The sequence below is a fragment of the Prevotella sp. HMSC073D09 genome (assembly GCF_001814145.1).
Classification (GTDB): domain Bacteria; phylum Bacteroidota; class Bacteroidia; order Bacteroidales; family Bacteroidaceae; genus Prevotella; species Prevotella conceptionensis.
On record NZ_KV815131.1, the window covers coordinates 34,112 to 52,555 of the forward strand.

The 18,444-nt window shown below is 49.8% G+C and carries 15 protein-coding genes; 13 read left to right on the top strand and 2 right to left on the bottom strand.

The annotated features are described in order from the left end of the window. Positions 1-197 (top strand): hypothetical protein (locus HMPREF2955_RS16670; protein ID WP_210401327.1); only part of this gene is annotated, 197 nt, incomplete at its 5' end. Between the two features lie 911 nt (positions 198-1,108). Here the strand turns inward: HMPREF2955_RS16670 and HMPREF2955_RS13055 are convergent. After that, positions 1,109-1,714 carry a hypothetical protein gene (locus HMPREF2955_RS13055; protein ID WP_070723877.1) on the bottom strand — a complete coding sequence of 202 codons (606 nt, stop codon included), beginning with the start codon at positions 1,712-1,714 and terminating at the stop codon, positions 1,109-1,111. A gap of 151 nt (positions 1,715-1,865) precedes the next feature. Next, complete coding sequence (gene ribD / locus HMPREF2955_RS13060; RefSeq protein ID WP_210401328.1) at positions 1,866-2,912, bottom strand: bifunctional diaminohydroxyphosphoribosylaminopyrimidine deaminase/5-amino-6-(5-phosphoribosylamino)uracil reductase RibD; 1,047 nt, start codon at positions 2,910-2,912, stop codon at positions 1,866-1,868. A 21-nt stretch (positions 2,913-2,933) separates the two neighbouring features. On the opposite strand from ribD, the gene prmC reads away from it, so the two are divergent. The 12 genes from prmC (at position 2,934) to HMPREF2955_RS16950 (ending at position 18,310) form a co-directional block, all read left to right on the top strand. Then, positions 2,934-3,797, top strand: a complete 864-nt coding sequence (gene prmC, locus HMPREF2955_RS13065; protein ID WP_070723878.1) for a peptide chain release factor N(5)-glutamine methyltransferase — start codon at positions 2,934-2,936, stop codon at positions 3,795-3,797. A 291-nt stretch (positions 3,798-4,088) separates the two neighbouring features. Continuing rightward, positions 4,089-4,577 (top strand): regulatory protein RecX, encoded by a 489-nt coding sequence (locus HMPREF2955_RS13070; protein ID WP_070723879.1) that lies wholly within the window; start codon positions 4,089-4,091, stop codon positions 4,575-4,577. Next, positions 4,552-5,268 (top strand): ComF family protein, encoded by a 717-nt coding sequence (locus HMPREF2955_RS13075; RefSeq protein ID WP_070723880.1) that lies wholly within the window; start codon positions 4,552-4,554, stop codon positions 5,266-5,268. Before HMPREF2955_RS13070 ends, HMPREF2955_RS13075 begins: the two co-directional genes overlap by 26 nt. A 264-nt stretch (positions 5,269-5,532) precedes the next feature. Then, on the top strand, positions 5,533-6,147 hold the full coding sequence (locus HMPREF2955_RS13080; protein ID WP_009230858.1) for a TetR/AcrR family transcriptional regulator: 615 nt from the start codon (positions 5,533-5,535) through the stop codon (positions 6,145-6,147). 44 nt (positions 6,148-6,191) lie between these two features. Beyond that, positions 6,192-8,552, top strand: a complete 2,361-nt coding sequence (locus HMPREF2955_RS13085; protein WP_070723881.1) for an efflux RND transporter permease subunit — start codon at positions 6,192-6,194, stop codon at positions 8,550-8,552. 40 nt (positions 8,553-8,592) lie between these two features. Next, complete coding sequence (locus HMPREF2955_RS13090) at positions 8,593-9,369, top strand: outer membrane lipoprotein-sorting protein (protein WP_070723882.1); 777 nt, start codon at positions 8,593-8,595, stop codon at positions 9,367-9,369. Next, the gene (locus HMPREF2955_RS13095; protein ID WP_070723883.1) at positions 9,366-10,649 is read left to right on the top strand and encodes a DUF1302 family protein; all 1,284 of its coding nucleotides are present in this window, start codon (positions 9,366-9,368) and stop codon (positions 10,647-10,649) included. The genes HMPREF2955_RS13090 and HMPREF2955_RS13095 overlap by 4 nt, the downstream gene beginning before the upstream one ends. Before the next feature lie 1,625 nt (positions 10,650-12,274). Further along, the gene (locus HMPREF2955_RS13105) at positions 12,275-13,429 is read left to right on the top strand and encodes an SPFH domain-containing protein (protein WP_070723885.1); all 1,155 of its coding nucleotides are present in this window, start codon (positions 12,275-12,277) and stop codon (positions 13,427-13,429) included. A gap of 64 nt (positions 13,430-13,493) precedes the next feature. Continuing rightward, on the top strand, positions 13,494-14,573 hold the full coding sequence (locus HMPREF2955_RS13110) for a TFIIB-type zinc ribbon-containing protein (protein ID WP_070723886.1): 1,080 nt from the start codon (positions 13,494-13,496) through the stop codon (positions 14,571-14,573). Between the two features lie 235 nt (positions 14,574-14,808). After that, on the top strand, positions 14,809-15,732 hold the full coding sequence (locus HMPREF2955_RS13115; RefSeq protein WP_070723887.1) for a hypothetical protein: 924 nt from the start codon (positions 14,809-14,811) through the stop codon (positions 15,730-15,732). A 209-nt stretch (positions 15,733-15,941) separates the two neighbouring features. Continuing rightward, complete coding sequence (locus tag HMPREF2955_RS13120) at positions 15,942-17,555, top strand: right-handed parallel beta-helix repeat-containing protein (RefSeq protein ID WP_070723888.1); 1,614 nt, start codon at positions 15,942-15,944, stop codon at positions 17,553-17,555. Next, the gene (locus HMPREF2955_RS16950; protein WP_246830156.1) at positions 17,552-18,310 is read left to right on the top strand and encodes a hypothetical protein; all 759 of its coding nucleotides are present in this window, start codon (positions 17,552-17,554) and stop codon (positions 18,308-18,310) included. Before HMPREF2955_RS13120 ends, HMPREF2955_RS16950 begins: the two co-directional genes overlap by 4 nt. Positions 18,311-18,444 lie beyond the last annotated feature (134 nt).

Here is an 18,444-nt window from a genome sequence, read left to right on the forward strand (position 1 = left end):
ACCAAAACGCAATGCGTTTTGCACCATATTGCACTGCGTTTAGCGGCATATTGCACTATATTGTGCCGAAAACAGCTAGAAAAATGGTGCAAATGGCGTTCTCTTGGAATAAATATCCATTTTACATCATTCATAGACTAACGCCTTTTTGCATCAAACCAACCTTCGCGAGAATCGATTTTTTGCGACCAAGATAGACGGTTGGTGAGCAAAAAGGGCTCTTATAATGTTAAATTTCTTACTGAAAAGTTGACAGGGTTTCGGGTTGACCGGTTGACCAGTTGACAAGTTAGCCAGTTGACAGGTTAACCGGTTGACCTGTTGACGAGATGACAAGTTGACGAGATGACAAGTTGATGAGTTAACGAGTTGATGAGTTGATGAGATGGTAAGTTGACGAGATGTGGAGCGTGTTGGTTCGGGAATTTATGAGCTGGGGAGTTGGGGGAGTTTGTGGGTTCACTAGTCTGTTAGTTGACAAGAGTTGTCGTCCACTCCGTACAAGGCGTTTAGCTTAACGCTTTATAGTCAGGCAGAATTGCTTTTGGAAAATGGTTGTTGGAAGGCTGCAAGACGTGCGTAGCGTGGCATCAATAAACCTTTACGCAGAGGAAAAGGAACACTTTTGTTTGCTTGCGATGCACCTATGGCTTTCCAAAGGCAATGCTGTTTCACTTTAACTCAAATCGGTTCATTAGGAAAATTCGCTTTCGTTTTACCCAAAGAAACGTCGAAAACGCGCAAATAGTTAGCTAACCTTACGCATTTCAGGCAGCAGAAGAATATCTTTGTAACTGTTTGCTTGTGCAAATCTCTAATGAACCGATTGGGGTTTAACTCCGCCACTCCTCTTCAACAAATTTGTGAGTTCATTCCTTTTCAAGGCATAACCATGTTTTGTCGCAGACAAATAGGGCAGAACTTCGGGGGGTATCGTGTCTTTGTGCAATACTTCGTGCATGGATAATGAGTGTTTATCCTGGTTTTACTGCACAAAGATAATAAACTGCGCCCAAGTTATTGCTTTAATTTCTTTTCCTTTCATATCTCAGCAAGATGGTTTTTGTTTGTCTTTTTTCCGCCCTTACTGCGAGAATAAAGTTTGTTGTTATGGCAAAAGCTTGCCGATAAATGGTTTTACCACGTCATGATATAAGGCCTTGCGGTAGATTTCTGCTGATAATCCGTTCCATTCCGTTTTCCACATGGGCGTAAGAATGATGATGTAGATGCAGTTATCAACGAGGAAGGTTGTGCCAAATGCAGGTCCGATATATTCTTTTAGCATGAACCAACCTGTATGAGAAAGGCTGATTTTCCACCTCTTATCTGCTGATTTCACGGCAAGGATGGTCATCGGTTCCTGCTCTCCGTCGTTTTTCTTCACCTCTATGTCCTTTATTATAATGGACAGTGGGTGAGTGAAGAGTTTGCTATCCACCTTTTCCAACGATGAGGTAACCAAGTGCCTATCCCCCTCGCAGCCTTTCGGAGGCCTGAAAGTCTTGCCCGTCCAATGTAGTTTGATGTCGTTTTTGGCGGATATAACCTGATAGCGGAGTGCTTGTTGGCGCATCATCGAGTCTGTTAGCCAACCGTGTTGGCCCAGATTTAGGGGCCGCACCGTTTGTGCGAGGCATGGCGACGACACGCGTGCAAATAGCACGGCGCACAAAGTTAGCCGTTTAAGACGTATGGTAAAGTTGTTTTTCATTCAAGGTACAGTTATGGATTTTAATCGTCGTCGAGTATGATTTCGCCATAATAGTTGGGCCTTAAATAGTAGTCTGCAGGTTCTATGCCAGACGAACGGTCTTCGTGAAAGCTTTCCAGCTCACCAGCGTATTGCCTTAAAGCTCACAGCATTATAAGCAAGCATACTCACTAACAAACTCTTCTAACACATTGCCATCGTATGTTTCTTGCTTTATCAGTTGGAATTTAGGCGGAATGGCTACGGCCCTAGTGCCATCGTAGACGGTGAAAGGGGCCGTTTCGCGATGTATTTCGTCGCAACAATTGGCATCGATAAAGGCTTGATGCACAATGGCGCCACCCTCAACGATGAGCGTTTGCACGTTGTCTTGGTACAGCTGTGCGAGCAATTGGGTGATGGGTTGATGCCGATGCAGCACAAGGCGGCGCGGGTTTTCGCCCCACCAAAGGCGCGTATTCAGTGCGGGATGTTCGCGTTCGTCGGTGGTTTTGCCCACCAAAATGGCGTCGCACTCTGCCCTTAGCTTATGCGACAGCATTTGGGTGAAGGGCGTAGAGATGGCCAAGGCGTGGAAATGGTCGTCGATAAAGCCGTTGGCCGTTTGCGCCCACTTCATGATTACGTACGGACGTTGCTCGCGTTGGAACACAATGAAACGGCGATTAACAGCCAAACACTCTTTTTCGAGCACCCCCACAACCACTTTGATACCTGCTTGACGTAGCTTTTCGATGCCTCGCCCCTGCACTTTGGAAAAGGGGTCGACACATCCCACCACCACACGCGCCACGCCTTTGCGGATGATAAGGTCGGCACAGGGTGGTGTTTTGCCGTAATGCGAACAGGGTTCAAGGCTTACATAAAGCGTGGAGTGGGGCAGAAAAGGTTCGTCTTCGGGTCTGATTGCCGCAAAAGCGTTTACCTCTGCATGGCCTTCGCCGCAGTGAATGTGATAGCCTTCGCCGATAATGCGGTCGTTATGCACCACTACCGCCCCCACCATCGGATTGGGTTTAGCACCCAGCAGTCCGCAACGAGCCAGTTGTAAGCATCGGCGCATGTAGCTTTCGTCGGTTGTTTGGGTGGCGGTGGCGTGCGTTTGTGTCGTTGTTAGCCCCATGTTGTCGGGCGTCGACGGGGTGTTTTCGGCTTGCGGCAACCATTTTTCCGTGTCGTTCACATTGCTTTTATCCATTTTTTTCTTATTTTTGCAGCCATGACCTACCCCGAATTGTGGCGCCGTTTGTTGCCCCTTTATGATGAAGGCGAGGCCAAGGCCATTGTAAGGATGGTGCTTGACGTCGGCTTTGGATTGTCGTTGGCCGATGTTTACGCAGGCAAAGTTACACAATTATCGCAAGACGATGACCACCGACTGCGCAAAATAATGGATAAATTGGTGCAAGGCGTGCCCGTGCAGTATGTGTTGGGTCGTGCCGACTTTGCGGGGCGCACGTTCGATGTGGCGCAAGGTGTGCTTATCCCTCGACCAGAAACCGAGGAGTTGTGTGCCTGGATTGTGCAGACTTGCAACAACTTGCCCGTCTGTGGCACGTCGCCCACGTTGTTAGATGTGGGTACGGGCAGTGGGTGTATCGCCACAACGCTGGCTCTTGACCTGCCCACGTGGCGCGTTTCGGCCATAGACATCTCGCAAACGGCACTCGACATCGCCGCACGTAATGCCCAAAAGCTGGGTGCGGAGGTGCGGTTCGCGCTGCAAGATGCCCTTTGCATGCCCCCCGATGCAGACCTTTGGGATGTGATTGTTAGCAATCCGCCCTACATCATGCAGCGCGAGGCCCAACAGATGCAGCCCAACGTGTTGCAAAACGAGCCGCATTCGGCACTTTTCGTGCCCAACGAAAATCCGCTGTTGTTTTACGAAAGTATCGCCCGATACGCCTTGCATGCGCTGAAACGTGGCGGTAAGCTGTTTTTCGAGATTAATCCTTTGTGCCATGAGGCGATGCAAAGGATGTTGGCCTGCATGGGTTGGCAGAGGATTGAAACGCGTAACGATGCCTTTGGAAAGCAACGGATGATGTCGGCGATAAGGCCAGGGGGGTTGAGAAGTTGAGGAGTTGAGGAGTAGAGTAGTAAGGTAGTAGAGTAGTAAAGGAGGGGAAGAGTGAGTTGATAAGTTAAGGAGTTAAGCCAAATGCTTGGTTGCATAATGGCAATCTTTAAAGGTGAAAAGGTGGAAAGGTGAAAAGGTGGCTGCGCCCTTTAAAGGTGAAAAGGTGAAAAATTGAAAAGGTGAAAAGATGGCTGCGCCCACCAATCTTGTTAACTCGTCAACTTGTTAATTCGTCACCTTGTCACCTTGTTAACTCGTCAACTCGTCACCCTGTCAACTAAATATTCAACAATGGAAGACAAACAAAAGCAAATAACAGAAGAACAGGCACGCACCCGTTTGGCCGCCCTTTGCGCTAAGGCGGAGCATTGCACGGGAGAAATGCGCGAGAAAATGTGGCGTTGGGGCATTGCCGAAGACGCGCAACAGCGTATCGTTGACTATCTTGTGACGAACAAGTATGTGGACGACGAGCGGTTTTGTCGTATGTTTGTGCGCGACAAGATTACCTATAACCGCTGGGGACGGCGCAAGGTGGAACAGGCCTTGATGGCCAAACGCATTTCGAGCGATGTGTATAAGCCGGTGTTAGACGAGGTGGAGCCCGAAGACTTTACGGCCGTTTTGCGCCCATTGCTAGACAGTAAGCGCCGCACTTTGAAAGCCACTACCGACTACGAACTGAACATGAAACTGATAAAGTTTGCCTTAGGTCGTGGATTTGACATGGAAACCATTCGCAAATGCCTAACCGATGTCGATGAGTTTGCCGAAGATTAGTCTGTGGGGGCGCATCGTAAGCTTGCTCGCACCCCGCTCGTGCGCCGTGTGTGGCACGCGACTCGAACCGCACGAAGACATCGTGTGCGCCTGTTGTAACCTTCATCTGCCTCGAACCAACTACGCCGTCGCCCCCTACGACAACGAGATGGCACAGCTGTTTTGGGGTCGTGTGCCCGTTGAACGCTGCGCCGCCCTGCTGCATTATCAGGCTGCCGCGCCTGCTAGTGCCTTGCTTTACAAGCTGAAATACGGCAATCGTCCCGACTTGGGTGTGGAACTGGGACAGCTGATGGGCAAAGAACTGCTGCCAACAGGTTTCTTCGAAGGCATCGACTTCATTGTACCAGTGCCCTTGGCACGACAACGGCTGCGGCAAAGAGGCTATAATCAAAGCGAAATGTTGGCGCAAGGCATCGCACAAGTCACTGGTTTAAAGGTGAAACATCGGCTTATTCGCCGTGTCGTGAACACCGAAACGCAAACCCACAAAGACCGTTGGGCGCGCACCGATAACGTTAATCAGGCCTTTAAGCTAGTGCAGAGGATACCCGAAATGGGCTGCCACGTGCTTTTTGTGGATGATGTTGTTACCACGGGAGCCACCCTTTGCGCCTGTATGGGGTGCTTGAAGGACATTCCCAACGTAAGGATGAGCGTGCTGAGCGTGGGCGTGGCGCATACGCGGTGAGCGTGATTGGCGTACGAAAAGCCCCTTCACGTGCCTTTACCGAAATCAAAATACCGAATAATAGGTATTGTGAAGTTTCGCGAAAACGCGTAACTTTGCTGGCGAAAAGTGTAAAAATATGACTGACATGAAAAGACATATAGGGCTACAAGCAAGTTGCCTTTATCACAAAGCGCACTGTCTGGAACATCAGACAGTGCGCTTTTTTTGTGAACATAATCAAACATCGTTCTCTTTTAATGTACCTTTAAACCCACTGTCGATATGCAAGTGAAGAAAGATGATGTGCAGGGCAGGATTGTTTCCGTGGCCCATGAGGAGTTTGTACGCAACGGAGTGAAGAGAACTTCCATGCGGACCATTGCCAAACTGTCGGGGGTGTCGTTGGGAAACATCTACAAGTACTTCGACAGTAAGGACAAACTGTTGTGCGCGGTGCTGGCCCCATTGCTTAAAGCATTAGACGAGTATTTGCTGTTTCACAACAACAGCGAGCACTTGGTGATAGACGACTTGTCGGTAGAGCAGATGCAAACGCAGATGATGAACAGGCTTTTGGACCTGATAGGGCGGTTTAGAACCGAACTGAAACTGCTTTTCTGCAACGCTGAAGGCACTTCGTTGGAGGGCTATCGTGAGCGGCTTACCGCCCAACAGGCGCAATTGGGCATGGAGTATCTGCAAATGTTGAAACAGAAATATCCCCGGTTGCATGTCGAGGTGTCGCCGTTCTTTATGCAAATTGTCTGTTCGATGTGGTCGAACGTTCTCTTTGAGATTGTGCGGCATGAAGGACTTACGGAGGCAGACATCACCAAATTCTTTGCCGAGTACTTCGATTTCTCAACCGCAGGCTGGCGAAAACTGATGAAAGTGTAGGGCTCACAACCTCGTAAACTAAACAACAAATAAACTCAAATACAATGAAAATAGAAAGCGTAAACAAAAGTTTTAAGCGCGCTGCCATTTGTACACTCAGGCACAGGTGGCTGGTGTTGGCGGCCTTTGCGGCATTGATGGTCTTCTCTGTCGTGGGCACTAAGCGCATCGTGATGAAGACCTCGTTCGACGATTACTTTCTCGAAGACGACCCCGTGCTGGTTAAGACCAACGAATTCAAGTCCATCTTCGGCAACGATTATTATGCGGCCGTGCTGGTTAAGAACAAAGATGTATTCTCGCATCGTAGCCTTTCGCTCATCCGAGAGCTAAGCAACGAACTGCTCGACAGCCTTTCGTATGCCGAAAAGATAACCTCGCTCACCGATTTAGAGTTCACCGTGGGCAACGATGAGGGGTTGGCCATCGAGCAAATAGTGCCCGACGAGATACCCACCAATGCCGATTCGTTGGCCGCCATTAGGCAACGGGCATTCAGTAAGCCGCATTTGGCCCGCAAATTGGTGTCGAAAGACGGCACGATGACGTGGATAATGGTAAAGCTACGAACCTTTCCGCCCGAGCAGGAATGGAAGAAGACCAGCAATACCTCGCCCGACATACTCACGGGAAAGGAACTGGCGCACATCATCAGCAAGCCCAAATATCGGGAATTGTCGCCCAACGCCTCGGGCATGCCTTATCTCACCCACGAAAAGGTAACCTTCTTGCAGGGCGAAATGGGCCGTTTGATGCTCTTCGCCTTCATCGCCTCCATCTTAATTATGTTTTTCGTAACGCGCTCGTTGCGCGGTGTGGTTGCGCCGTTGCTCACATCTGTGGTCGGCATCTTGTTGGGTTATGGCGTCATTGGCTGGGTGGGCATCTACGTAGACCAGCCCACCGTGATGATTGCCGTCATACTGGCATTCGCTTGTTCGATAGCCTATAACATCCACCTTTACAACTTCTTCAAAACCCGATTTGTGCAAACGGGGCGCCGGCGCACGTCTGTTGTCGAGGCCGTAGGCTCAACTGGCTGGGGCGTGTTGCTCTCCGGGCTTACCACCATCGCGGCAATGGCAACCTTCTTGGCCATGAAGATTGTGCCCATGCAGGCCATAGGGCTTAACACCTCGCTCTGTTTGCTGGGCGTTTTGGGCACTTGCCTCTTCATTACGCCTGTGTTGCTGTCGTTCGGACGTAACCGAAAGCCACACCCGCACATGAATCGCAGCATAGAAGGGCGTGCAGGAACGCTCTTCGAACGGCTTGGAAACTTCGTCATTCGCCGCCATCGTGCTGTCGTCATCGTGTCGGTTGTGTTCACGGCGTTTTGTGCCGTCGGCTTGTTCAGCATCGAACCGGCCTTCGATGTAGAACGCACCATGGGCCGAAAGGTGCCTTATGTGGCTCGTTTCCTCGACCTTTGCCAAACCGAATTGGGCAGCATGTACTCGTACGACGTGATGATTGTGCTGCCCAAAGCCGGCGATGCCAAACTGCCGAGCAACCTGGAAAAGCTCGACAAGCTAAGCCGCATTGCCCAAACCTATAAGCTTACCAAACGCCACAACTCCATTCTCGACATCATAAAGGACATGAACTGCACGCTCAATGCCAACAAAGACTCGGCCTATGCCATACCGCACAACCCCAACATGGTGGCCCAGCTGTTGCTGCTTTACGAAAATGCAGGCGGAACCGAGGCCGAATACTGGATGGACTACAACTATAAGCGGCTGCGTTTGCAGATAGAACTCAACTCGTACAACTCGAACGAGGCCGAGAAAGAAATGCAACTCATCGAGCAAGAGGCACAAAAGCTCTTCCCCGATGCCCACGTGTCGGCTGTGGGAAACATCCCCCAGTTCACCGCCATGCAGCAGTATGTGGAGCGCGGACAAATGTGGTCGATGTTGCTTTCGGTGCTTGTCATTGGCGTTATCCTTGTTCTTGTCTTCGGCAATTGGAAGGTGGGGCTCATCGGCATGATACCAAACATCGCCCCGGCCATCATCGTGGGGGGCATGATGGGCTGGCTGGACTATCCCTTAGACATGATGACGGCATCGCTTATCCCCATGGTGTTGGGTATTGCCGTAGACGATACCATCCATTTCATCAATCATGGGCACCTGGCCTACAACCGTTATGGCGACTACGACCTGGCCATCAAGCGCACCTTCCGCACCGAAGGCCTGGCCATCGTGATGTCTACGTTGATCATCTCCGTCGCTTTTGCCGGCTTTACGGTGTCTAACGCCCTGCAATTGCGCAACTGGGGCATATTGGCCATTGCCGGAATGGTTTCTGCCTTGTTGGCCGACCTCTTCATTACGCCCATCTTGTTTAAGTATTTACACATCTTCGGCAAAGCCCAAAACGGCAAGGCCAACCCTTGATACCTGGCAACTTAGTATTAATCAAATAAATGTCATAGCAATGAAAACAATATTTTTAAGTGCAATCCTTTTGGCGTGTTCGGCCATTTCGGCGTCTGCTGCCGGCCTAACGGGGCGCGACGTGATGCTCAAAGTGAAGAACCGGCCCGACGGAGACACCCGTTATGCCGCACTAACGATGACTTTGATACAGAAAAACGGCAATCGCCGCGAACGCAAACTCGTTTCGTGGGCTATGGATGTGGGAAAAGACAGCAAGCGGGTGATGTTCTTTACCTACCCGGGCGACGTGAAAGGCACGGGTTTCCTTACCTGGGACTACGACAATGCCAAACGCGAAGACGACCGTTGGCTATACCTGCCCGCCATGAAGAAAACGAGGCGCATCAGCGGAAAGTCGTCGAAAACCGACTATTTCATGGGTAGCGACTTTACGTACGACGACATGAGCAGCCGCAACGTGGACGAAGAAACCCACACCTTGCTGCGCGAAGAAATGCTCGGAGGACAGAAATGCTGGGTGGTGCAGTCGGTTCCCAACGACAAACACGGGATATATTCCAAACGCATCACCTGGATAAGGCAAGACTGCGCGGTGGTGGTTAAGGCCGAATATTACGATAAACTCGACAAGTTGCACCGCAGTCTTGTGGTAAGCAACATCTCGAAGGTGCAAGGCTTTTGGGTGATGGGGCGCATGGAGATGAGCAATGTGCAGACAGGACACAAAACCATCCTCCAAATGAGCGACCAAAAGTTCGACCTGAAGATAGATGCGGCGCTGTTTACTGTTGCTAGATTAGAAAAGGGAATATGAAAACGGCAAGGCTTATGCTCCTGCTCCTGCTTGCACTGGCGGTGTCGGTGCAGGCGGGGGCGCAGGATGAAGACACGGCAACTGATACGTTGCTGGTGGGCGAAACGCCTGCTGATGAGCTGCAAGTGCAGGTAAAGGGCTTTCTCGACACCTATCATGCCGCCCGAACCGAAGGCAAAGGCGAGTGGCTGGCCTCGCGAACAAGGGCGCGTGGAGAACTGACGTTGGAGAAAGGCGGCGCAAGGCTGTTCGTCTCGATGAACGCTATCTACAACGCCTTACTGAAAGAACAAACGGGCATTACGCTGCGCGAGGCCTACCTATCGTATGCAAACGCCCATGTAGACCTGCGTGCAGGGCGACAGATTATCATCTGGGGCGTGGCGGATGCCTTGCGGCTTACCGACCAAATATCGCCAATGGATTATACGGAGTTCCTCGCACAAGACTACGACGACATCCGAACGCCCGTTAATGCCTTTCGGTTGAGGCTCGTTAGGCAGGCATTTAATGTAGAGCTGGTTTGCATCCCCGTGAGCGATTTCTTCACTTTGCCCACCGATGAGCGTAACCCCTGGGCCGCGCACATCGATGCACCGATGCCCTACACGTTCGACTTGGACAGCCGAAAACCCAAAACGCGGCTGCGCAACGTGGAGTTCGGCGGAAGGCTTTCGGTAAATCTCAGTGGCATAGACTTCTCTTTCTGCGGCTTACACACCTGGAACAAGATGCCCGCTTTCAGTTATGCCGTAGACCCCGCGGGTGCATCTATGACGGTTGTTGGCCACTATCGCCGCCTAACGATGTTCGGTGCCGACGTCTCGTTTCCCATTGGCAGGTTTGTGGTTCGTGGCGAATTGGCCGCCAACTTAAACGAAGTGCAGAATGCAGAATTTGGCAGCGAGGTGCAAGGGCGCAATGTCTTTAACGCGCTGTTGGGTGTAGATTGGTATGCAGGTAACGACTGGATGCTCAGTGCGCAATATGCTCATAAGCATGTAGGCGGTAGTCTTGAGGGGCTTTCCGTGCTCCGCAACACGGGCGTGGCAACAGTGAGGGTTTCCAAAGAGCTGTTTCGCAACACGCTGGCTCTGTCTTCCTTTGCCTACATAGACGTGTCGCATGGGGGTGTATTCAATCGCCTTTCATGCAAATACGACCTCAACGACCAAATTAGTCTTACCGCCGGATACGACTATTTTCATGCCGATGCAGGCATGTTTGCCATGTATTCGCGAAATTCGGAAGTGTGGGTTAAGTTGAAGTATGGCTTTTAGGTAAAGATGGTAAGGCGAAAAGAAGGCCGTGCCTGTTAACGCGTTAATGGGTGAACCGCGGCTGACGCGCTAACTTTTCTGCCGGTAAACTTGTTGTTGTCAAACAGAATTGGATTTAAGAAACGTGGTTGACGTTTCGTCAACGGGCACGAAACTCCAATTACAATAAAGGGTGTTCGCCCCTCGGCAGCCGCCGTGTAACGGTGATTGGGCGCACAAAGAGTTGCGCCATGAAGGCATCCGTAGGCCTGATGGGCACGCCTGTGGGGGATGGCGCAACCCAAATCCAATTCTGTTCGACGACAACTCGTAAGCTTGATGAACCCGTAAGCTTGATGAACTCACTGTATTATAAACGCACAAGCTTACAACCTCACACCCTCATCACCCCATCAAACTCACCACCTCGCACCCTTGTCAACTCGTTAACCTGTTAACTCGTCAACTAACCACCCCATCAACCTCACCACCTCGCACCCTTGTCAACCCGTTAACTTGTTAACTCGTCAACTAACCAACCCCATCAACCTCACCACCTCACACCCTTGTCAACTCGTTAGCTTGTTAACTCGTCAACTAACAACCCCATCAACTCAAAAACTTAAATTCTTATTTTTATTTTTACAATACATCTCCAAATTTCGCGCCGTTCTAGCGAAAATTAAGGTCAAAAAGTATGCAAATGGGCAATATTTCTACTCTTTTTCGCCTTCCGATATGTCCGTTTTTAAGAAAAAGCCTGCATTTTGTACCGTTTAGCCTTTCTAGATTGGTTGCCAACCCATTATTATTTACGTCCAAAAAACCACTTTTAGACCCCAAAATCCCACTTTTTAATGGGTGTTTTGCCCTTTTTAGGCATGTGTTTCATGGGTCTAGAAGGTTATGTTTATACCGTTGGGGCGTATTTTTATGCTTTTTGTATCGTGTTTAGCAGCATTTTTCACTGCGTTTTGCACCATTTTACCTTGCGTTTTGCACCAAAACGCATTGTATTTAGCACCAAAACGCACGGCGTTTAGCGGCATATTGCACTGCATTTAGCACCATATTGCACTGTTTTTTGCTGAAAACAGTTCCAAAACAGGTGCAAACGGCGGTTGCTTGTAATAAATATTCATTATGCCGCATGCACAAGCATGCCCCATTTTGCACCAAGTCAAACCTCCGCGAGAATCGATTTTTTGCGGCAAGATTGGCAGTTGGTGGACAAAAAGGGCATTCATAATGTTAAAATTCGTACTGAAAACATTACAAGATGCAAGTTTGCGGGTTGGCAAGTTGCACGGTTAAAACGCAGAGGTGCGGCGAACAACATCGAAAGGATGGGCAAACCCCTATTTTACTACTTTTATACGATAATGTTTCTTGACGCACGGCGTTTGGCACGACGGCGCAAAATGTGCTTAATCTGGCTTTATTTTCTTGTTTTGGCGGCAATATGTGCGGAACGTAAATGTGTTCGAAGAAAAAAACATCAATATTATTTGAAAGATTGAAAAACAATTACTATTTTTGTATCATCTTTACAAAAGTTGGAACTATGGCACTTGTTTTAGAGGGTATGCAAATGGCCCGGTTAAGGGCGAGAGCCATAACTATTAACTGGACAAAACTTAAAGCGTATGGGACTTTTCAACAAGCTCAGAAACGAGTTTATAGACATTATAGAATGGACTGATAACACCAGCGACACCATGATATGGCGCTTTCCGCGCTATCAATCTGAAATAAAAAACGGCGCACAACTCAACGTGCGCGAAAGTCAAGTGGCTGTATTGGTAAACGAAGGGCAGTTCGCCGACATTTACCAACCGGGCAGACACGTGCTTAATACCAACAACATGCCCATACTGAGCACCATTATGGGCTGGAAATATGGGTTTAACTCGCCATTTAAGGTTGATGTCTATTTTGTTAACACCAAACAATTTCTCAACGTTAAATGGGGAACGGCCAACCCCATCATGCTGCGCGACCCCGAATTTGGCCCTATCCGCATGCGCGCTTTTGGCTCTTATTGTTTCAGGGTGAACGCCGACCCGCGAAAGTTCATTACCAACGTGGCCGGAACAAACGGCAATTTCACCACCGAAGGCATTACCCAACAACTGCGCAACTTCGTCATCACCAAGTTTACCGACCATTTGGGCGAGAGCAAGATATCCGCTTTAGACCTTGCCGGCAACCTGAATGAGTTCTCAGCCAGTCTTACCGAGGCGCTGAAACCCGACTTTGAGGAATATGGGTTGGAGCTAACGAATTTTTTGGTGGAGAACATCTCGCTGCCCGAAGCCGTTGAAAAGGCTCTCGACAAGCGCACAAGCATGGGCGTTATCGGCAATATGGGCACTTATACGCAGATGCAATTCGCCGATTCGCTTGTGGAAGGAGCTGCCAATGGCGGCGGAAACGTTGCAACAAACGCAATGGGTATGGGCATGGGGTTTGCCATGGCCAACCAAATGACGAACCAAATGGCTGGGCAGATGGTGCAGCCGGGCGCGCAACAACCCCCGCAACAGCCTGCCGTGGGCGCAGGCGCACCGGGTATGCCGCCACCTCCGCCGCCGCAACCCATGTTCCATTTGTCGGTAAACGGCCAACAGCAAGGTCCGTTCGGCATGCCCCAATTGCAGCAGATGGCGCAAAGCGGACAGCTAACGCGCGATACATACGTGTGGACCAACGGCATGGCATCGTGGGAGTTCGCTAAGAATGTGCCCGCACTTGCCGCCCTCTTCGGCGCAACGCCACCGCCGCCGCCACCTGGAACGTAAAACCCACACCTGCTGCCAAAAGCCTTACGGCCTGCCCTTATCCTATCCACTAACAGCCCTAACTATGGACTTAAGCATAAACGATGCCCTACAAACCAAATGCCCCGCATGTGGGGGCATGATGGCTTACTCGCCCAAACGTAAGATGTTGGAATGTGTCTATTGTGGCTCAACCAAAGAACTAGACCTTACGCCGGCTGTCGTTAAGGAAAACAGCTACGACCAATGGGCGGAGCAATCAGACGAAAATCTGAACGAACAAACCATCAGCACGGTGGAGGTGAGGTGCCAACAATGCGGAGCCTTCACCACGTTGCCGCCCGAAAAATCGTCGGCAACGTGCGCCTTCTGCGGCACGCCGCTCATCATGCAGAATGCACAAGAACGCCGTTTCTGGCAACCCAACTACATCCTGCCCTTCGAATTTGCCAAAGACAAGTGCAACGACAGCTTTAATGGCTGGCTCAGCAGAAAGTGGTTCGCACCATCGAAACTGAAGAGAGGCGGCGTACAAACGGATGGTTTCAAGGGCGTTTACCTGCCCTTCTGGACGTATGATGCCGATACCGTTACGCGCTATACGGGAGAAAGGGGGATTGACCGCCGCGAGGAAAGCCAGGATGAGAAGGGAAATACAACGAGTAGGACGGTGACAGATTGGAAAACGACACGCGGCACGGTGCAAGTTGGTTTCGACGATGTTATCGTTCCTGCCACGAAAGCCTTGCCCAACAACATCCTCAACGATTTGGTTCTTTGGGACTTGAACAAGCTGGTGCCATACAACCCGGAGTTCTTGGCGGGCTTTATCACCGACCTTTACACCATCGACTTTCGTGAAGGCCTGACAGCGGCTAAGGGTAAGATGGAAAACGAGATTGAAGAAAGGGTGAAAGAAGACATTGGCGGCGACCGACAACGAATTACCGAGATGTACACGATGTACAACAACGTGATGTTTAAGCTGATATTGTTGCCGCTGTGGATAAGCGTCTTCCACTTTAACGGCAAGGCCTACCAATTTGTGGTGAACGGCAGAACGGGCAAGATAACTGGCAACTATCCGCTCGACAAGCTGAAAGTTACCCTCACCATACTGGCTTGTGTGGTGGTGGCACTGCTGTTCTATTTCTGGTTGTGCTAGCTCCATCTGGCCTTTAATTTCGTTTCATTACGGTTAAGGGGTGGACAAAAGGTTGGGGCTTGCATGCCGAGAAAAGGGGCAGGGCGGTTGTAGTGTATGGGCTTGGCGGAAACGGAAGGCCTCGAAGTGCGGCATTGAAATAAGAATGTGTGAGCAAAGGGGCCATACACATGTTGGACATGCTGGCGTGCTGCCCACTGCCAATGTGGTATATAATCCTTAATCGATTGAAAATATGAAACGAATGCTTGTTGTTGCGGCCTTGGTCGTAACCTTTGGTACACTGTTTAACGCCTGTGAGAGCAGAGGCGGCGGTACTGGCGGCTCGGATAGGGGGGATAGCATAGGAAGAACGAATGGTGTTCAGCCTACTGATTCGTTCCCTTGGGACTTCCCCCGCAACTTCACATTGAAAGATGTGGAAGTGGGGCAGACGGTGCTTTCGCCTGCTGCTTTCTATGGCGGAGCTTTGCAAAGAGGTGAAGACCTTACTGCGACCCTGCTGCCCATATACTGCTTTACCATTAAGGAAGTGGGGCAAAACACGATAACCGTAGCGGGTATGGGCGAAGAAATAAAGGTGCCACAGGCACTGGTAATGCCTCTGCCAATGGGCGAGAAGGCACAAAATGGCGATGTTTTGCTAACGTGGTGGCAGTCGGGACAAGGGTTGCAGCGCGCCATTGTGGTAGACGATACCAAGCAGCTAACGCCAAAGGTGTGTTACTTAGACCTCGACTACAAGGCCGACGGCAGAGGGTTTGCCAACAGTCATGCCAACGAAGAGCTGCGGCCCAATTCGTTTAAGGTGCTGAAAAGTGGCGAATGGATGTCGGGAGCATCCGTAGCGGTAAACGATAATGGCAAATGGAGGGCCGCCATCATCGTGAACATCAAGGGCGATAAGCTGTTGCTTACTGATGCTGGGAACCGAATATGGGTGGCCGAACGAGAGAAATGCCAGCTAATTCCTTTCAATGTGGACTATGTTGTGGGCGACTCTGTATTTGCTAAGATTGGCAACACGTTCGTGCCAGACTGCAAGGTGGTGAAGGTGGACAAGCGCATAGGTAGAATAAGGGTTGAGAAAAACGGTAGAACGGCCCTGTTGAGCATCCTTGAAGTGACGAAAGAACTAAAAGATTTGCCCAAAAGGTGAAAAGGCTTATAAGGGTGAAAGGGTGAAAAGGTGAAAGGGTGAAAAGGTGAAAAATGGCTAACGCCCTTTAAAGGTGAAAGGGTGAAAAGGTGGAAAGGTGAAAAAATGGCTAACGCCCACAAACTCGTTAACTCGTTAATAAAAACCTTGTAAACTCGTCAACCCGTCAACTTGTGAACTCGTCAACTCATGAACTTATAAACTCAGATATGAAAAAGCTATCATTACTCACATTGCTGCTCATGCTTGCAGGCATGTTGGCAGCGAAAGAATACAAGGTAAGCACGGCGCACGACTTTATCAAGGCCTTGGGGTCCGACCGAACAATAACTGTTAGCGGTGTTATCAACCTTTCTGACGTGATGGAATTCGACGACCTCGCACAGAAAGCAAACATGAGCGACTTGTCCGTAGGGTCTAATCCCACCAAGCAAGTGAACAGGGAGGGCATGTTCGACGGCCATCAGCTGGTGCTCGACCAATGTAAAAACCTCATCATCCAAGGCACTAAGGGGGCTGCACTCATCGTGCGGCCGCGCTATGCTTATGTGATTAGTTTTAGAAGTGCCCATAACGTCACCCTTCGTAACCTTACCTTAGGACACACCGACGAAGGATATTGCGAGGGTGGCGTGTTGGAATTTGATGGTTGTGAAGGGGTACAGATAGACAAATGCGACCTATACGGCTGTGGAACGGAAGGCATCACAGCCACCGACACGCGCGAACTGAATTTCACCAAGAGCATTATACGCGATTGCAGCTATGGCATTATGACCCTGCGAAACTGTTTCAACATGACGTTTGCCGACAGCGACTTCTACCGTTGCCGTGAATTTACGCTCATCACCCTTGCCAATGCTACCAATACCTCATTCTCCAGATGCCGCTTTGCACAAAACCAAGGGCCGCTTTTTTATGTTGAAAAGACCAACCTTTCGTTGCGCGACTGCGAAATTCACCATTCGGGCGACTTGGGAAACATCGACGTTTATCAGCACGGGGCAACATCGTATAGCCGCGACAACAACGAACTGAGCCCGCGCGATGTGGGTCCTGAGGGCAGACCCAACCTTAAAGCCTCGCGCGAACAGGAGAATGTAGATAGCAACGCCGACAACGAAAACGAGGAAGATGAGGCCGACTGCGAATGCGGTGAGGAAGAAGATAATCTCTCGGATGAGGCGCAATGGGGCAGCGAATTGATTGAAGGATGGAAAGATATGGGTGTGGAACTCCCGACTTCCGTCAAGACCGACAACGTAAAAGACCTCACTATTGCCGTTTGTAAGGCGTGGCAGGGCTTAGAAGGCGGTCCGCAGAAGTTTGTTGTGAGGTTCTCTAAAAAGCAGGGACGCTACGAACGTTTCAACTTTGAGCATCCCCAATCGCCCGTTAATGCCAAGAGCAGCACCTACGCCGTGTCTGATGCCAACTATGGTATCGTGGTGTACAACACGATTGGCGGCTGGTTTTATGTGGAATGCGAGAACGGTCAGAAACTAGATGCCGCCCTTTGGAAACGCGATAACGGCCATAAGTTGCTGATTGTTACCCTCACTTACGAGAGTGATACGTTTTCTTCTCAGGTGTGCATGGCCTACGATTACGACCCCACAACCCGAACACTTACGCCCGACCTCACTGTGCATAAACGTTTAACGCAGCTAGAAGGCACATTGTGCGACTTGCCCCGAAAGGGTAAGAACATCGGTGTGAGAAACATCGGGAGCGACACTATGCGCTTCTATTACTTGAAATGGAACGGGAATGGTTTCTCTGCACCCGTGAAAGTGGCAACCAACACATACCAAAGACCATGACAAAAAACTTGATGCAAGAACGTATACAGGCAATTAACAGCGTGTTGAGCGCTTACTTTGCTGATAAAACCAACCCCAGACAGGTGCCGGCATTGGAACTTATGGGGTTGTTTATTGATAAAGGTATCTTTAAGAAAGACCATCGAAATGGGCTGCCTATTAGAAAGATTCTCAGAAAACTCAATAGCGAAGGCTGTCTACATGACATACCTTACGCTCGTGGAGAATTAAAACAGAAAAATATCTATTGGACTTTTGTTGATGTAAACACAGATATGGATGGGAATACATCGTTATCTAAGGGCTTGGTTGATGTTTCTAATGACACATCTGTGAGGAAGAAGGGTTCGAGTAGGGCTAATTCAGATGAATACTATGTAATAGGGCTCTGCAATGAAGTGCTAAAAATGAAAGCATCGCAACAGCATTGTTTTGGTTTTTTGTTGGGCGATACTAAGAGAATGCTGCCTGTTGACGCCTATTATGAGGGTTTGAACCTTGTGATAGAGTATTATGAAAGTCAGCATACTGAGTCGACGCCATTCTTCGATAATAAGAAAACGGTAAGTGGCGTGTCTAGGGGAGAGCAAAGACGTTTGTATGACGAGAGACGAAGAACGGAGTTGTCAAAGCATGGCATAAGGCTTATCATACTGCGTTATAGCGATTTTGGTACAACGAAACGCTTAAAGAGGGATAATAGGGAGCATGATATAGAAGTGGTGAGAAAGAAACTTGCGGAGTTTATCTCTTAATTTCTCGTTCTTTGAAAAGTGCGTTTTCTCGCCTCTGTCGATTACGGGCGGCGTTTCATTTCACTTTACTTTCAAAAGCTCTAACGAACCGATTGGGGTTTAAACTGCTGTGTTCCGCCCCTACATGGGTGCTT

Excerpts from the sequence above, each read along its gene's own strand:
- HMPREF2955_RS13055 (WP_070723877.1), bottom strand. The coding sequence starts at position 1,714 with ATGAAAAACAACTTTACCATACGTCTTAAACGGCTAACTTTGTGCGCC.
- ribD (WP_210401328.1), bottom strand. The coding sequence starts at position 2,912 with ATGGATAAAAGCAATGTGAACGACACGGAAAAATGGTTGCCGCAAGCC.
- prmC (WP_070723878.1), top strand. The coding sequence starts at position 2,934 with ATGACCTACCCCGAATTGTGGCGCCGTTTGTTGCCCCTTTATGATGAA.
- HMPREF2955_RS13070 (WP_070723879.1), top strand. The coding sequence starts at position 4,089 with ATGGAAGACAAACAAAAGCAAATAACAGAAGAACAGGCACGCACCCGT.
- HMPREF2955_RS13075 (WP_070723880.1), top strand. The coding sequence starts at position 4,552 with ATGTCGATGAGTTTGCCGAAGATTAGTCTGTGGGGGCGCATCGTAAGC.
- HMPREF2955_RS13080 (WP_009230858.1), top strand. The coding sequence starts at position 5,533 with ATGCAAGTGAAGAAAGATGATGTGCAGGGCAGGATTGTTTCCGTGGCC.
- HMPREF2955_RS13085 (WP_070723881.1), top strand. The coding sequence starts at position 6,192 with ATGAAAATAGAAAGCGTAAACAAAAGTTTTAAGCGCGCTGCCATTTGT.
- HMPREF2955_RS13090 (WP_070723882.1), top strand. The coding sequence starts at position 8,593 with ATGAAAACAATATTTTTAAGTGCAATCCTTTTGGCGTGTTCGGCCATT.
- HMPREF2955_RS13095 (WP_070723883.1), top strand. The coding sequence starts at position 9,366 with ATGAAAACGGCAAGGCTTATGCTCCTGCTCCTGCTTGCACTGGCGGTG.
- HMPREF2955_RS13105 (WP_070723885.1), top strand. The coding sequence starts at position 12,275 with ATGGGACTTTTCAACAAGCTCAGAAACGAGTTTATAGACATTATAGAA.
- HMPREF2955_RS13110 (WP_070723886.1), top strand. The coding sequence starts at position 13,494 with ATGGACTTAAGCATAAACGATGCCCTACAAACCAAATGCCCCGCATGT.
- HMPREF2955_RS13115 (WP_070723887.1), top strand. The coding sequence starts at position 14,809 with ATGAAACGAATGCTTGTTGTTGCGGCCTTGGTCGTAACCTTTGGTACA.
- HMPREF2955_RS13120 (WP_070723888.1), top strand. The coding sequence starts at position 15,942 with ATGAAAAAGCTATCATTACTCACATTGCTGCTCATGCTTGCAGGCATG.
- HMPREF2955_RS16950 (WP_246830156.1), top strand. The coding sequence starts at position 17,552 with ATGACAAAAAACTTGATGCAAGAACGTATACAGGCAATTAACAGCGTG.